A 15,068-nucleotide genomic window follows, 5' to 3' on the forward strand; every position below is an offset into this window, starting at 1 on the left:
CGCCATCCTGTCGTATCAGTGAGCCTGGAGCATAACCGCTGACTCGCACCTCTGGTATTCTCGTCGCCATGAAAAAAACTCTCCCTTTAAGCCTGATCGCAGCCCTCGGTGAAAACCGTGTGATCGGCGTCGACAACAGCATGCCCTGGCATTTGCCGGGGGATTTCAAGTATTTCAAGGCCACCACCCTGGGCAAGCCCATCATCATGGGGCGCAAGACCTGGGATTCCCTGGGCCGACCGCTGCCGGGGCGCTTGAACATAGTGGTCAGCCGTCAGACCGGCTTGGCGCTGGAAGGTGCGGAAGTTTTTCCGTCCCTCGACGCAGCAGTGGAGCGGGCTGAGGAATGGGCCAAGGCGCAGGGCGTGGATGAGCTGATGCTGATCGGCGGGGCGCAGTTGTATGCCCAAGGGCTGGAGCAGGCGGATCGCCTGTATTTGACGCGGGTGGCGTTGAGCCCGGACGGCGATGCGTGGTTTCCCGAGTTTGATTTGAACCAGTGGACGCTGGTGTCGAATGTCGAGAATGCGGCTGAGGGTGACAAGCCGGCGTATAACTTCGAAGTCTGGGAAAAAGCCTAAGCGCCTCGCAGGCAAGCCAGCGCCCACAGTTGACCGAGTACTACTGAAAAAACCGGTTCAATGTGGGCGCTGGGTTGCCTGCGATAGCGGTCTGTCAGGCCTGCGCCAATTCCGCATGCTCATCGGCATTGAGCAGCTCTTTATCCGTCTGCCCCATGACCTGGCTGGTAATCGCGCCTGCCGTCATCGAACCATTCACGTTCAACGCCGTACGGCCCATGTCGATCAGCGGCTCCACGGAAATCAGCAGTGCCACCAGTGACACCGGCAAGCCCATGGCCGGCAGCACGATCAGCGCGGCGAAGGTCGCACCGCCACCCACCCCGGCCACACCGGCCGAACTCAGGGTCACAATCGCCACCAGGGTCGCGATCCACAGTGGGTCCAGCGGGTTGATGCCCACGGTCGGCGCGACCATCACCGCCAACATTGCAGGGTAAAGACCGGCGCAGCCGTTCTGGCCGATGGTCGCACCAAACGAAGCGGCGAAGCCGGCGATGGATTGCGGGATGCCCAGGCGACGGGTCTGCGCTTCAATGCTCAGCGGGATCGCCGCCGCGCTGGAGCGGCTGGTAAAGGCGAAGGTCAGCACCGGCCACACTTTGCGGAAGAAGCGCAGCGGATTGATCCCGGCCAGCGACAGCAGCAGGCCGTGGACCACAAACATCAGGCCCAGGGCCAGGTACGACACCACGACAAAACTGCCGAGCTTGATGATGTCCTGCAGGTTGGAGCCGGCGACCACCTTGGTCATCAGCGCCAGTACGCCGTAAGGCGTCAGCTTCATCACCAGGCGCACCAGGCGCATCACCCAGGCTTGCAGGGTGTCGATGGCATTGAGCACTTTCTGGCCTTTTTCCACGTCATCCTTGAGCAGCTGCAGCGCGGCAACCCCCAGGAAGGCAGCGAAAATCACCACGCTGATGATCGAGGTCGGCTTGGCCCGCGCCAGGTCGGCGAACGGGTTGGCTGGCACGAACGACAGCAGCAGTTGCGGGATATTCAGGTCGGCAACCTTGCCGGCGTAATCACTCTGGATCACCTGCAGGCGCGCCATTTCCTGGGTGCCGGCCACCAGCCCCTCGGCGGTGAGGCCAAACAGGTTGGTCAGGCCGATGCCGATCAGCGCTGCAATTGCGGTGGTGAACAGCAGGGTGCCGATGGTGAGGAAACTGATCTTGCCCAGGGACGAGGCGTTGTGCAGGCGCGCCACGGCGCTGAGGATCGAGGCGAACACCAGCGGGATCACGATCATTTGCAGCAGTTGTACGTAGCCGTTACCGACCAGGTCGAACCAACCGATGGAGGCTTTGAGCACCGGGTTGCCATCGCCGTAGATCGTATGCAGGACGGTCCCGAATGCCACACCAAGGACGAGGGCAAGTAGCACCTTCTTGGCAAGGCTCCAATGAGTGCGACGGGTTTGTGCCAGGCCCAGCAGCAGGGCCACGAACACCAGTAAGTTGAGAATCAGGGGCAGATTCATTGAAGCTCCGTTGAGAAGGCAGCCAATCGCGTGAGCCTGCGATTGCGAACCGGCAAGCCTAACAGCTTGAAATATATTGATTTAATACCGATATGGAATGTTGACTGTCGTTTTTGGAATAAGCATTTGACGCTCACGCGCATGATTCTGGCGCAATCACGACGCAGGCGGTCGTGCTCGGGCGGTAACTGTCACAGGGATTTGTTAGCGTCGATGTTTTCAACTCAGGGAGAAAACGCATATGAAGCTCGCTTCGAGATTGTTTGCCGCCGCGCTGTGTCTGGGCCTTGCCGGACAAACCATGGCCGCCACCGAGCTGAAACACTGGCCGGCTCCCGCCGCCGAGCAACTGAACAAAATGATCGCCGCCAACGCCAACAAGGGTAATTACGCGGTGTTCGACATGGACAACACCAGCTACCGCTACGACCTCGAAGAGTCCTTGCTGCCCTACATGGAAAACAAGGGCCTGATCACCCGCGACAGCCTTGATCCGTCGCTCAAGCTTATGCCGTTCAAAGACACCGCCGACCATAAGGAAAGTCTGTTCAGTTACTACTATCGCCTCTGCGAAGTGGACGACATGGTCTGCTACCCATGGGTCGCCCAGGTGTTCTCGGGGTTCACCCTCAAGGAGCTCAAAGTGCAGGTCGATGAGCTGATGGCCTCCGGCAAGCCCGTGCCCGTCAGCTATTTCGAAGGCGACGTGGTAAAGCAGTCCGAAGTGCAGCCGCCAAAGGTCTTCACCGGCCAGGCCGAGCTGTACAACAAGCTGATGGAAAACGGCATCGAGGTGTATGTGATGACCGCCGCCTCGGAGGAGTTGGTGCGCATGGTCGCCGCCGATCCGAAGTACGGCTACAACGTCAAACCCCAGAACGTCATCGGCGTGACCACCTTGCTCAAGGACCGCAAGACCGGCGAACTGACTACCGCGCGCAAGCAGATCACCGCCGGCAACTATGACGAGAAGGCCAACCTCGGCCTCGAACTGACCCCGTACCTGTGGACCCCAGCCACCTGGATGGCGGGCAAGCATGCGGCGATCCTGACCTACATCGACGAGTGGAAAAAGCCGGTGATCGTCGGTGGCGATACCCCGACCAGCGACGGCTACATGCTGTTCCATGATGTGGACGTGGCCAAGGGCGGCATCCACCTGTGGATCAACCGCAAGGACAAATACATGACCCAGCTCAACGGCATGATTGCCAAGCATGCCGCGGCGCAGGCCAAGGAAGGGTTGCCGGTAACGGCGGATAAAAATTGGGTGATCGTCAAGCCGGACGAGATTCAGTAAGACCGACTCGCCTGCATCGCGGGCGAGTCCGCTCCCACATCTAGGTTCTCATTGCCCTGGAGGTTTTCTTGAGGCAAAAAAATGCCCCGCACCTGGCGGGGCATTTTTATGCGCGAGGCTTACAGACCGTCGAGCATCGCTTTGTTACGCACAGCACCCTTGTCGGCACTGGTGGCCAGCAGGGCATAGGCTTTCAACGCGGTGGTAACTTTGCGCGGACGCTTCTCGACCGGCTTCCAGCCCTTCTTGTCCTGCTCGACCCGGCGTGCCGCCAGTTCTTCATCGCTGATCAAGAGGTTGATCGAGCGGTTCGGAATGTCGATCAGCACTTTGTCGCCATCCTGCACCAGGCCAATGGCGCCACCTGCAGCGGCTTCCGGGGAAGCGTGGCCGATGGACAGGCCCGAGGTGCCGCCGGAGAAGCGGCCGTCGGTCAGCAAGGCGCACGCTTTGCCCAGGCCTTTGGATTTCAGGTAAGACGTCGGGTACAGCATTTCCTGCATGCCCGGTCCGCCTTTCGGGCCTTCGTAGCGGATGATGACGATGTCACCTTCCATCACTTCGTCAGCGAGGATGCCGCGTACCGAGCTGTCCTGGCTTTCGTAGATTTTGGCGCGGCCTTCGAATACGTGGATCGATTCGTCGACACCGGCGGTTTTCACTACGCAGCCATCCAGCGCGATGTTGCCGTACAGCACGGCCAGGCCGCCTTCTTGCGAGTAGGCATGCTCGACACTGCGGATGCAGCCGTTTTCACGGTCGTCGTCCAGGGTGTCCCAGCGGGTCGACTGGCTGAAGGCGGTCTGGGTCGGGATGCCCGCCGGACCGGCCTTGAAGAAGGTGTGCACGGCTTCGTCGTCAGTCTGGGTGATGTCCCACTTGGCGATACCTTCAGCGATGGACTTGCTGTGCACGGTCGGCAGGTCGGTGTGCAACAGGCCGCCACGGGCCAGGGAGCCGAGGATCGAGAAGATCCCACCGGCGCGGTGCACGTCTTCCATGTGGTACTTCTGGATGTTTGGCGCGACCTTGCACAGTTGTGGCACGTGACGGGACAGGCGGTCGATGTCGCGCAGGTCGAAATCGATCTCGGCTTCCTGGGCCGCAGCGAGCAAGTGCAGGATGGTGTTAGTGGAACCGCCCATGGCGATGTCCAGGGTCATGGCGTTTTCGAACGCCTTGAAGTTGGCGATGTTGCGCGGCAACACCGACTCATCGTTCTCGGTGTAGTAACGCTTGCACAACTCGACAATGGTGCGGCCGGCCTGCAGGAACAGTTGCTCGCGGTCGCTGTGGGTGGCCAGTGTCGAGCCGTTGCCCGGCAAGGCCAGGCCCAGGGCTTCCACCAGGCAGTTCATCGAGTTGGCGGTGAACATGCCGGAGCACGAACCGCAGGTAGGGCATGCGCTGCGCTCGTATTCCGCGACCTTCTCGTCAGAAGCGCTGGAATCGGCGGCGATGACCATGGCGTCGACCAGGTCGAGGCCATGGGAGGCGAGCTTGGTCTTGCCGGCTTCCATCGGGCCGCCGGACACGAAGATCACCGGGATGTTGAGGCGCAGGGCGGCCATCAGCATGCCAGGGGTGATCTTGTCGCAGTTGGAGATGCACACGATGGCGTCCGCGCAGTGGGCGTTGACCATGTACTCCACGGAGTCGGCGATGATCTCGCGGCTCGGCAGGGAATACAGCATGCCATCATGGCCCATGGCGATGCCGTCATCGACGGCGATGGTGTTGAATTCCTTGGCGACGCCGCCGGCGCGTTCGATCTCGCGGGCGACCAGTTGGCCCAGGTCCTTGAGGTGGACGTGGCCGGGTACGAATTGGGTGAATGAGTTGGCAATCGCGATGATCGGCTTCTTGAAGTCGTCATCTTTCATCCCCGTGGCACGCCACAGTGCGCGCGCGCCGGCCATGTTGCGGCCATGGGTGGATGTTTTCGAGCGGTAATCGGGCATTGGAGCTCTCCGGGCGGCTAATCAGGTGCTAATCAGGTGCTAAAGGGGAAGTGAGCTTCTATTGACGTCTGGAACACCCGAAAAATGGCCGTGTGTCCGGAAGTTGCCACTCGCGTCGCGGGATCGCCGCTTGCTTGGGCCTCGAGCTCATAAACCCGCCGGGGGATGACTGGCGATGAATAGGGTCGATTCTACACCGCTGGCGCCGGGAGGGAATGGCCGGAACCGTGAAGATGGCGCTTACGGGACATGCGGGAGGCGCACGACCCACTGCAGGCGCCGGCTTGCCGACGATAGCGATGGGTCAGTGTCCGGTTCTGGCATTGGTGAGCCAGCCCCACACGCTAAAGGCGATGAAGCTCAGGGCGATGGTGATCAATAGGTTGGACCCGGTTTGTGCCAGGGCGGCGCTGCTGAAGGCAGCCGTCAGGAACATGATGCTGTTGCCCGCCGAGGCGGCAGTGCCCGCGCTGCTTGAGAACAGCCGCATCGCCGCAGAAATCGCCGCCGGTCGAACCAGGGTCACAGCCAGTGCACTGATCAACATCGGCATGAGCAACGTCACAGTGGTGATGGCGTCCAGGCTGACGATCAGCGTTAACAGCACACCAGCGACGCACAACAGTCCCAGCCCGATATTGATCTGCCTGGACAGCGAAATCCGCTTTTGCAGGTACGAGGCCGCCACACCGCCCAGTAGATAGGCCATGCCATACACCATCAGCACCAGCGCGTACTGATATTCGGAGAGCTTTAGCGCATCCATGAAAATCAACGGCGTCACGCTGATCAAGGCGAAGTAACAGGCGAACACCAGCGCGGCGATCCACCAGTGGCGTATGAAGTCGCGGTTGCGGGCGACAGCCTTGAGCGTGCCGAGGATGGACACCGGCTCACAGTGCGGGCTGGCGGACTTGGAAGGCAGTATGCACACCGCATGGATCAGCATGCCCGCAGCCATCAGCGCAAAGCCGTAGAAGCTGCCTTGCCAGTCGAACGTGGTTTGCAGCCAGGAGCCGATCAACGGTGACAGCGCGACGAATGAGCCGCTCAGTGTCATGTAATAAAGGCGCACTCGAGCGCGGTCTTGCTCGTCGAACAGGTCTTCCACCAGCGCGTGGCCCAGTACAAAGAACCCGCAACCCATGGCCTGGACGCCTCGAAACAGCAGAAAGGCGAGGTAGTCCGTCGCCAGTGCACAACCGATAGCGCCCAGGATCGACAGCGTGATGCAGCCGAGCAGGACTTCCTTGCGCCCCCATTTATCCGACAGTGGGCCGGTGATCAGTTGGGAAATGGAAAAGACCAGGGTGAACAGGCTGATGGACAGCGCGACCTCGGCGGTGGGCGTATCGAACCTTTCAGCCAGGGCGGGAAAGGAGGGCAGCAGGATATTGATCGGGAAAAAACTGATCAGGGAGATGCAGGTGATGAGGATGAAGCGAGACAGTTGTTGGCGCTTTATCTCGCCACTGAGAGGGGGCGAACAAGTGGACTCAGACATTGTTTTTGTTTTCCGGAGTAATTCCAGGAACCGATACTAGTCTGTGAAAAATGGAATTCAACCAGAATTGCTGTGAGAGACTTCTTGGCTTGATGTGGCTGATTGCGCTAGGAAAAGGTGTCTGATGCAGCGCCCAAAAGATGTTGGAGCGAGCAAGCTCGCTCCCACATTTAGCCCGCGTTCGATTAGAACACGGGGTGTTACTTAGCTATTCGGCAACAATCGGCACGTAATGCTCTTGATATACCGGGTTTCGGCAATCGCCGGGTGCACCGGATGGTCCGGACCCTGGCCACCACGCTCCAGCATCTGGATATTGCGGTCCAGGTGGCGAGCGCTGGTCAGCAGGATGTTTTGCAGGTCATCTTCCGGCAAGTGCATGGAGCACGAGGCGCTGACCAGGATGCCATCCTTGCTGAGCAGGCGCATGGCTTGCTCGTTGAGGCGGCGGTAGGCGCCCTCGCCATTCTTCATGTCTTTCTTGCGTTTGATGAAGGCCGGTGGGTCGGCGACGATCACGTCGAAGCGCTCTTCGCTGGCTTTCAGCTCTTTGAGGGCTTCGAACACGTCGCCTTCGATGCAGGTCATTTTTTCGGCAAAGCCATTCAGCGCGGCGTTGCGCTCCACGCCGTCGAGGGCGAAGGCGGAGGCGTCGACGCAGAACACTTCACTGGCGCCGAAGGCTGCGGCTTGCACACCCCAGCCGCCGATGTAGCTGTACAGGTCGAGTACGCGCTTGCCTTTGGCATACGGGGCCAGGCGGGCGCGGTTCATGCGGTGGTCGTAGAACCAGCCGGTCTTCTGGCCCTGGATCACCGGGGCTTCGAACTTCACGCCGTTTTCTTCCAGCGCGACCCACTCCGGCACCAGGCCGAACACGGTTTCGACGTAGCGGTTGAGGCCTTCGGCATCGCGCGCGGCGGAGTCGTTCTTGAACAGGATCCCGCTTGGCTTGAGCACTTGGGTCAGGGCGGCGATCACGTCTTCTTTATGGGCTTCCATGGTCGCCGAGGCGATCTGCACCACCAGGATGTCGCCGAAACGGTCGACGACCAGGCCTGGCAGCAGGTCGGAATCGCCGTAGACCAGGCGGTAGAACGGCTTGTCGAACAGGCGGTCGCGCAGGGACAGGGCGACGTTGAGGCGGTGCACCAGCAGCGACTTGTCCAGCGGCAACTTGATGTCGCGCGACAGCAGGCGGGCGCAGATCAGGTTGTTCGGGCTCATGGCCACGATGCCCAGGGTCTTGCCGCCGGCCGCTTCGAGGATGGCCTGGTCGCCCGCCTGGAAGCCGTGGAGTGGGGTGGCGGCCACATCGATTTCGTTGCTGTAGACCCACAGGTGGCCGTTGCGCAAACGACGATCGGCGTTGGCTTTGAGACGCAGGCTTGGCAGGGACATGACGTCGCTCCGGAAAAAAGAGCGGGAGTATACCCTTTGCGCACGGGTTCATGTGGGCGCCGGCTTGCCTGCGATGCGGGCGGCGCGGTGTATCTGACGTACGGCGGTGATGTGGTTGCAGGCCAGCCAGCTCCCACATTTGGTCCGGTTCCAATCGGGTTTTGAGGTGTCGGTCAGGTTCCTATAGAGGTTAGAATCGCCCCCTAGCCCAGAGTGTGTACTTATGTCCCAAGAGCTTTCCGCCGAACAGATCCAACAGGCCCTGCAAGGCATCAGCGTGCCGCCCCAGCCGCAAATCATGGTGGATTTGCAGATGGAGCAATACATGCCCGACCCGGACCTCGAGGTGATCGCGCGGCTGATCTCCCAGGACCCGGGCCTGTCCGGTGCGTTGCTGAAGATCGTCAACTCGTCGTATTACGGGCTAAGCAACAAGATCGCCTCGATCCAGCGCGCGGTGAACCTGCTGGGCAGCCGTTCGATCATCAACCTGATCAACGCACTGTCGATCAAGGGCGAGATGAGTGATGACACCATCGTCACGCTCAACCGCTTCTGGGACACCGCCCAGGATGTGGCCATGACGTGCCTTACGCTTGCCAAGCGCACGGGCTCCCAGGCGGTGGACGAAGCCTACGCGCTGGGGCTGTTCCATGACTGTGGCGTGCCGCTGATGCTCAAGCGCTTCCCCAACTACATGTCGGTGCTCGAGCAGGCCTATGCCAATGCCGGCCCCGACTGCCGCGTGGTCGACACCGAGAACAACGCGTTCAACACTAACCATGCGGTCGTTGGCTACTACACGGCCAAGTCCTGGCGCCTGCCGGAGCATGTGACCGATGCTATTGCCAACCACCATAACGCCCTGGCGATTTTCAGTGATGAGTCGACGCGCAACCCGGCACTCAAGAACCTGCTGGCGATCCTGAAAATGGCCGAGCACATCTGCTCGTCCTACCGCGTGCTGGGCAACCAGGCAGCGGATTACGAGTGGAATGCTATTGGCCACCTGGTGCTGGACTACGTAGGGCTGTCGGACTACGACTTCGAGAGTCTGAAGCTGTCGATTCGCGAGTTGGGCGCCCACTGATCCTTCCTTCAAGAGGTAAACATGCCCGAGTTACCAGAAGTCGAAACCACCCGGCGCGGGATTGCGCCGCACCTGGAAGGCCAGCGGGTCAGCCGCGTGGTGGTGCGTGAGCGGCGCCTGCGCTGGCCGATCCCGGAAGACCTCGATGTGCGCCTGTCCGGGCAGCGTATCGTGCGGGTGGAGCGGCGAGCCAAGTACCTGTTGATCAATGCCGAAGTGGGCACCTTGATCAGCCACCTGGGCATGTCGGGCAACCTGCGCCTGGTGGAAATCGGCATGCCAGCGGCCAAGCATGAACACGTGGACATCGAACTTGAATCCGGCCTGGCCCTGCGCTACACCGACCCGCGCCGTTTCGGCGCCATGCTCTGGAGCCAGGACCCGTACAACCACGAACTGCTGATCCGCCTCGGGCCGGAGCCGCTGACCGATCTGTTTGACGGCGAGCGCCTGTTCCAGCTGTCCCGCGGCAAATCGATGGCGGTGAAGCCATTCATCATGGACAACGCGGTGGTGGTGGGCGTGGGCAATATCTACGCGACGGAAGCGCTGTTTGCGGCGGGGATTGATCCGCGTCGAGCGGCTGGTGGCATTTCGCGCGGGCGCTACCTGAAGCTGGCGATCGAGATCAAGCGTGTGCTGGCCGCCGCCATCGAGCGCGGCGGTACCACATTACGGGACTTTATCGGCGGCGACGGGCAGCCGGGGTATTTCCAGCAGGAACTGTTCGTCTATGGCCGTGGAGGCGAGGCGTGCAAGGTCTGCGGGACCGAGTTGCGCAATGTGGTGCTGGGGCAGCGGGCGAGTGTGTTTTGCCCCAAGTGCCAGCGCTGATTCTGTGTGATGGTTGATGCCGCCATCGCGAGCAAGCCCGCTCCCACCTTTTGATCTGTGCAGTGTGGGAGCGGGCTTGCCTGCGATAAGGCCCTCAAGCCTTGCCGGTAATCTTCCGGTATTTCTCCATCAACTGCTCTTCGGTCTCCGGATGAGCCTCATCCAGTGGAATGCAATCCACCGGGCACACCTGTTGGCACTGAGGCTCGTCATAGTGGCCGACGCATTGGGTGCACAGGTTCGGGTCGATCACGTAGATCTCTTCGCCTTGGGAAATCGCGGCGTTCGGGCACTCGGGTTCGCAGACGTCGCAGTTGATGCAATCGTCGGTGATGATCAGGGACATGGGAACTCCTGCCAGGGCAGTCAGCCAAGGCATCTGAAAACGAATGCGCGCAATTGTGCCGCATTGGCGCCCGCAGTGCGAGCGCACATGACCTGCGGCCCACTGGCATGGTCGTGTCAGGGGCCACAGGAGGCCGTTCTGTCATAACGACCCCGTCCAGCCAGATTACTTTTTGAAGCGAAGGGTCAGTGCATCTGCCACGGCCGGATGCACGAACTTGGTGATATCTCCACCCAATGCGGCGATTTCACGCACCAACGTCGAGGAAATGAACGAATAACGCTCTGACGGCGTGAGGAACAGGCTTTCAACGTCCGGCGCCAGTTGGCGGTTCATGTTGGCCAACTGGAATTCGTATTCGAAGTCCGACACCGCGCGCAGGCCACGCAGGAACACGTTGGCGTTCTGCTCCTTGGCGAAGTGCGCCAGCAGTGTGGAAAAGCCCACCACTTCCACGTTGGGCAGGTGTTTGGTGACCTCGCGCGCCAGCTCCACGCGCTGTTCCAGGGGAAACAGCGGGTTTTTCTTGGGGCTGGCAGCGACCGCGATGATCACATGGTCGAACAAGCGTGAGGCACGTTCGACCAGATCGCCATGGCCTTTGGTAATCGGGTCGAAGGTACCTGGGTACAACACTCGGTTCATCGCGTCGTCCTGGCGGAGTCCGTTGGGGAACCGGATGGTATCGCAGCCATCCCGGTCGGCCAAGTCAACTTATGCAGAAGAAAGCACTATAGACAGCACGAATACCGTGTTTTTTCACGCTGTTTTCAGACGTTCGCCCAACGCTGTCGCCAGTTGGGCGGTCAAGCCGTACACCGATAATTGTGGATTGGCCCCAATGCTGGTGGGGAATAGCGAGCCATCGTGGATCGACAGGTTGCGCAACTGGTGGTGGCGACCGAGGCTGTCGGCTACTGCGTTTCTCGGGTCTTCACCCATGGCACAACCGCCCATCACATGGGCGCTGCCCAGGCAGGTGCGGTGCAGTTCCAGGTTCAAACCTTCGATCATGGTGCGGGCTTCGCCCAGGGTTTTGACGTAGCGCGCATCATGATGCAGCGGCTTGACCGACTTGGCGCCGGCCGCGAACTGGATCTCGGCCATGCTGTGGAACGCACGGCGCAAGCCATCCCAGGCGTAGTCCGACACCTGATAGTCGAGCACCGGCGTGCCATCGCCGCGTAACTCCACGCTGCCGCCCGGGCTGTCGGGGTGGAAGCCGTCACGCAGGAGGGCGAGCATCGCGTGGGTGTTCGGCAATTGGCTCATGTCCAGGGCGTTCTGGGTACCGTAGCCGCCTAACAATGTGCTGGCCAACGCGGGGTGCAGGGGTGGCGCCTCCAGTTTGTAGGACATTTTCCCGGTGGTGCCGTCCTGCCATTGGAAATGGTCGGAATAGATCGATTGCGGCGCGCCGTAGAACGGGTTGATCACCTCGTCGAACAACCCGGCGGAGAAATTCACCAGGTGCAGGAAGGTGCGTTTGCCCAGCCGCGAATGCGGGTCGGGAGCGTCGGAGCGCATCAGCAGCGCCGGGCTGTTGATGCCGCCGCCCGAGAGTACGTAATGCTTGGCTTTTACGGTGATCTTGCGTCCGGTCGGTGCCACGCACAGGGTGTCCATGGCCACGCATTCCAGGCTGCTGATGGTGTCGCCGCTGTAGATGAGGCGTTCGGCGCGTGCCAGGTAGAGCAGTTCGCCGCCCTTTTCAAGGGTGGACGGAATCGTCGTCACCAGCATCGACTGCTTGGCATTGACTGGGCAGCCCATGCCGCAATAGCCCAGGTTGAAACAGCCGCGCACATTGCGTGGGATCACATGCCAGCTGTAACCAAGCTTTTCGCAGCCTTTGCGGATGACATCGTTGTTGGGGTTGGGCGGCATGGCCCAGGGTGCGATGCCCAGGCGCTGCTCCATCTGTTCAAACCAGGGCGCCATCTCGGCGCTGCTGTGGCCCTTCACGGCGTATTCGCTGGCCCAGTGGGCGAGCGTGGCGTCGGGGGTGCGAAAGCTCGACGTCCAGTTGATCAGCGTGGTGCCGCCTACTGCCCGGCCCTGCAGGATGGTGATCGCGCCATCCTTGCTCATGCGGCCGATGCCCTCCTGGTACAGGCTGGTGTAGGCCTCGTCTTCGAGCAGCGTGAAATCGCTGCTGGTCTTGAGCGGGCCTTCTTCGATCAGGAGCACTTTGTAGCCTGCTGCGCTGAGGATTTCGGCGGTGGTGCCGCCACCGGCGCCGCTGCCGATGATCACGACGTCGGCTTCCAGGGTCAGGTCGTTGTCGAGGGCGGCGCCATTGTGGGTTTTCCAGCCACGGGCCATGCCATCGCGGAACAGGTCGGGTACGGGCATAGGAATGCACTCTTATTTTTGTACGAAGTTGTGGTCAATGTGGGCGCGGGCTTGCTCGCGAATGCAGCGTGTCAGTCGACACCGGTGTGGCTGATCCACCGCTTTCGCGAGCGAACCCGCTCCCACATTTTTGATCGGGTTATCAAGGCTAGACCTTCGGCGGCCCGGGGTAGCCGCAATGGGCCCAGGACGCCGGCTGGAAGTACCAGGCCATGATCACCAGCTTGAGCAACGAGCCCTGGCCCATCCGCAGCAGGTTCAGGTAGCTGTTTTCCCAGCGCTGCAGGAAGTTGCGGATCTGTTCACTGCTGGCGTTTTCCCAACTGCCCCAGATCCCGGTCAACGGTCCTCGGGTGATGCCCATGCCCAGTACATCGAACAGTTGCTGGGTGAGCTTGAACATCTCCGGCGACAGGCGTTGCAGGCTGAAGTCGAGCTTTTCAAGCGTGTCTTCAATCCCACTGGCGACTTCCTGGGCGCTGGCCACGCCCTCTAGCAGCACCGGGATCACCGCGCGCAAGAACGGCAAGTCACTGCTGCGCAACATGGCAAAGCCACTGGCCGGGGTACTGCTGGAGCAACCGCTGAGGCTGGCGCCCAACCCGGCGGTGGCCAGGAACGCGCTGGCGCACAGGCCGATTTTCAAGACGCCGCGCCGCGACAGTGCGGGTGAATCAGTCAGGCTAGGGTTCATTGTTATTGTTATCCCGTGGGTGGCGGTTTCAGCGAATGAACAGCTTTTGGATCAACTTCTGGATCGATTTGCCGTAGGGCGGGTAGATCAACTTCGCGGCGTTCAGGCGCTGTTTCACCAGCACGCCCTTGGCTTTGCTGAAGGTGAGGAAGCCTTCATGGCCGTGGTAGTGGCCCATGCCCGACGGGCCGATGCCGCCAAATGGCATGTCGTCCTGGGCCACGTGCAGCAGGGTGTCGTTCAGGCACACGCCACCGGAATGGGTTTCGTGGAGCACGCGGTTTTGCTCGCCCTTGTTGTAGCCGAAGTAATACAGGGCCAGCGGGCGAGGGCGCTGGTTGATGTAGGCAAAGGCCTGGTCGAGCCCTCGATACGGCACGATCGGCAGCACTGGGCCGAAGATCTCGTCCTGCATCACGGTCATGTCATCGCTGACATTCAGCAACAGGCTGTGGGCCATGCGCCGCGCCTGGCCCTGGTCGTACAGCGGGATCAGGGTGGCGCCTTTATCGGTGGCGTCCTTGACGTAGGCATTCAGTCGCGAGAGTTGCCGTTCGTTGATGATAGCGGTGTAGTCCGGGTTGTCCGCCAGGGTCGGGTAAAACCCGCGAACAGCGTTGGTGTAGGCCTCAACGAACGCGTCGACACGGTCTTCCGGCACCAGCACATAGTCGGGGGCGACGCAGGTCTGGCCTGCATTCAACGCCTTGCCGAAGGCGATACGCTCGGCGGCGTCCTTGAGCGGTACATCGGCAGACACGATGGCGGGCGACTTGCCGCCCAACTCCAGAGTGACCGGCGTGAGATGTTCTGCCGCCGCGCGCATCACGTGCTTGCCAATGCTGGTGGCGCCGGTAAACAACAGGTGATCGAAGGGCAGCTTGGAGAAGGCCATGCCCACTTCGGCTTCACCCAGCACCACGCACACCAGGTCCTCGGGGAAGATTTTTGCCAGCAGTGACTTGAGCAACTCGCCGGTGGCGGGGGTGGATTCGCTGAGCTTGAGCATCACCCGGTTGCCGGCGGCGAGGGCGCCGACCAATGGGCCAATGGCCAGGTACAACGGGTAGTTCCAGGGCACGATCACCCCGACCACGCCCAACGGTTGATAGATAACCTTGGCCGAAGCGGGTTGGAAGGCGATGCCTACAGCGCGCCGGGAGGGTTTCATCCAGCCCTTCAGGTGCTTACTGGCATAGTGAATGCCGTGCAGGCTGGGCATCAGTTCGGCGAACAGGGTTTCGTCTGCGCTGCGGTGGCTGAAATCCTGGCTGATCGCATTGATCAGCGCCTGGCGCTCGTCGCTGAGCAGGTCGCGCAGGGCCTTGAGCCATTGCTGGCGCTGTGCGGCCGGCGGCATGGGGTTGGCAGCGTAGGCACGACGCTGGGTGTCGAACAGGGCCTGGAGTTGATCCAGCGCCTGTGAATCTTGCAGGTAGGCAACGTTGGCAGACATGGCGGCGTTCCCGATTGTTATAGGTCTGCCTGGATTTTTAGAGTTAATACTCTAAATTGT

13 protein-coding genes are annotated in these 15,068 nt (G+C 61.0%); 4 read left to right on the top strand and 9 right to left on the bottom strand.

Going from position 1 to position 15,068, the window contains the following annotated elements:
• Positions 1 to 68: 68 nt before the first annotated feature.
• A complete protein-coding gene (locus CQ002_RS02235) occupies positions 69 to 581 on the top strand; it encodes a dihydrofolate reductase (RefSeq protein WP_105163014.1) in 513 nt (170 codons plus the stop codon).
• 94 nt (positions 582 to 675) lie between these two features.
• Here the strand turns inward: CQ002_RS02235 and CQ002_RS02240 are convergent, their stop codons facing one another.
• Positions 676 to 2,067: an L-cystine transporter gene (locus CQ002_RS02240; protein ID WP_034110002.1), complete on the bottom strand. Its 1,392-nt coding sequence runs from the start codon at positions 2,065 to 2,067 to the stop codon at positions 676 to 678.
• A gap of 241 nt (positions 2,068 to 2,308) precedes the next feature.
• Here CQ002_RS02240 and CQ002_RS02245 point away from each other — a divergent pair, with 241 nt between their 5' ends.
• Positions 2,309 to 3,367, top strand: coding sequence for a hypothetical protein (locus tag CQ002_RS02245; protein WP_034110000.1), 1,059 nt, complete (start codon positions 2,309 to 2,311; stop codon positions 3,365 to 3,367).
• Positions 3,368 to 3,486: 119 nt separating this feature from the next.
• Here the strand turns inward: CQ002_RS02245 and ilvD are convergent, their stop codons facing one another.
• The 3 genes from ilvD to CQ002_RS02260 form a co-directional block, all read right to left on the bottom strand.
• Positions 3,487 to 5,328: a dihydroxy-acid dehydratase gene (gene ilvD, locus CQ002_RS02250; RefSeq protein WP_034109998.1), complete on the bottom strand. Its 1,842-nt coding sequence runs from the start codon at positions 5,326 to 5,328 to the stop codon at positions 3,487 to 3,489.
• 304 nt (positions 5,329 to 5,632) lie between these two features.
• Positions 5,633 to 6,832 carry an MFS transporter gene (locus CQ002_RS02255; protein WP_105163013.1) on the bottom strand — a complete coding sequence of 400 codons (1,200 nt, stop codon included), beginning with the start codon at positions 6,830 to 6,832 and terminating at the stop codon, positions 5,633 to 5,635.
• 204 nt (positions 6,833 to 7,036) lie between these two features.
• Positions 7,037 to 8,233, bottom strand: a complete 1,197-nt coding sequence (locus CQ002_RS02260; RefSeq protein ID WP_003195152.1) for a class I SAM-dependent rRNA methyltransferase — start codon at positions 8,231 to 8,233, stop codon at positions 7,037 to 7,039.
• Between the two features lie 277 nt (positions 8,234 to 8,510).
• Here CQ002_RS02260 and CQ002_RS02265 point away from each other — a divergent pair, with 277 nt between their 5' ends.
• Positions 8,511 to 9,323: an HDOD domain-containing protein gene (locus tag CQ002_RS02265; protein ID WP_174555888.1), complete on the top strand. Its 813-nt coding sequence runs from the start codon at positions 8,511 to 8,513 to the stop codon at positions 9,321 to 9,323.
• 21 nt (positions 9,324 to 9,344) lie between these two features.
• Positions 9,345 to 10,157 carry a bifunctional DNA-formamidopyrimidine glycosylase/DNA-(apurinic or apyrimidinic site) lyase gene (gene mutM / locus CQ002_RS02270; protein WP_034109992.1) on the top strand — a complete coding sequence of 271 codons (813 nt, stop codon included), beginning with the start codon at positions 9,345 to 9,347 and terminating at the stop codon, positions 10,155 to 10,157.
• Positions 10,158 to 10,251: 94 nt separating this feature from the next.
• On the opposite strand, the gene CQ002_RS02275 is transcribed toward mutM, so the two are convergent.
• From CQ002_RS02275 to CQ002_RS02295, 5 genes are all read right to left on the bottom strand, one after another.
• Entirely contained in the window at positions 10,252 to 10,503 is a 252-nt protein-coding gene (locus CQ002_RS02275) for a YfhL family 4Fe-4S dicluster ferredoxin (protein ID WP_003195146.1), read from the bottom strand.
• 165 nt (positions 10,504 to 10,668) lie between these two features.
• Positions 10,669 to 11,148 (bottom strand): pantetheine-phosphate adenylyltransferase, encoded by a 480-nt coding sequence (gene coaD, locus CQ002_RS02280; protein ID WP_003176711.1) that lies wholly within the window; start codon positions 11,146 to 11,148, stop codon positions 10,669 to 10,671.
• Between the two features lie 114 nt (positions 11,149 to 11,262).
• Complete coding sequence (locus CQ002_RS02285; protein WP_105163012.1) at positions 11,263 to 12,858, bottom strand: GMC family oxidoreductase; 1,596 nt, start codon at positions 12,856 to 12,858, stop codon at positions 11,263 to 11,265.
• 148 nt (positions 12,859 to 13,006) lie between these two features.
• A complete protein-coding gene (locus tag CQ002_RS02290) occupies positions 13,007 to 13,552 on the bottom strand; it encodes a twin-arginine translocation pathway signal protein (RefSeq protein ID WP_105163011.1) in 546 nt (181 codons plus the stop codon).
• 28 nt (positions 13,553 to 13,580) lie between these two features.
• Complete coding sequence (locus CQ002_RS02295; RefSeq protein WP_034109985.1) at positions 13,581 to 15,008, bottom strand: coniferyl aldehyde dehydrogenase; 1,428 nt, start codon at positions 15,006 to 15,008, stop codon at positions 13,581 to 13,583.
• Between the last annotated feature and the right edge of the window lie 60 nt (positions 15,009 to 15,068).

Origin of the sequence: Pseudomonas sp. MYb13, from assembly GCF_002980075.1 — a bacterium.
Lineage (GTDB): Bacteria > Pseudomonadota > Gammaproteobacteria > Pseudomonadales > Pseudomonadaceae > Aquipseudomonas > Aquipseudomonas lurida.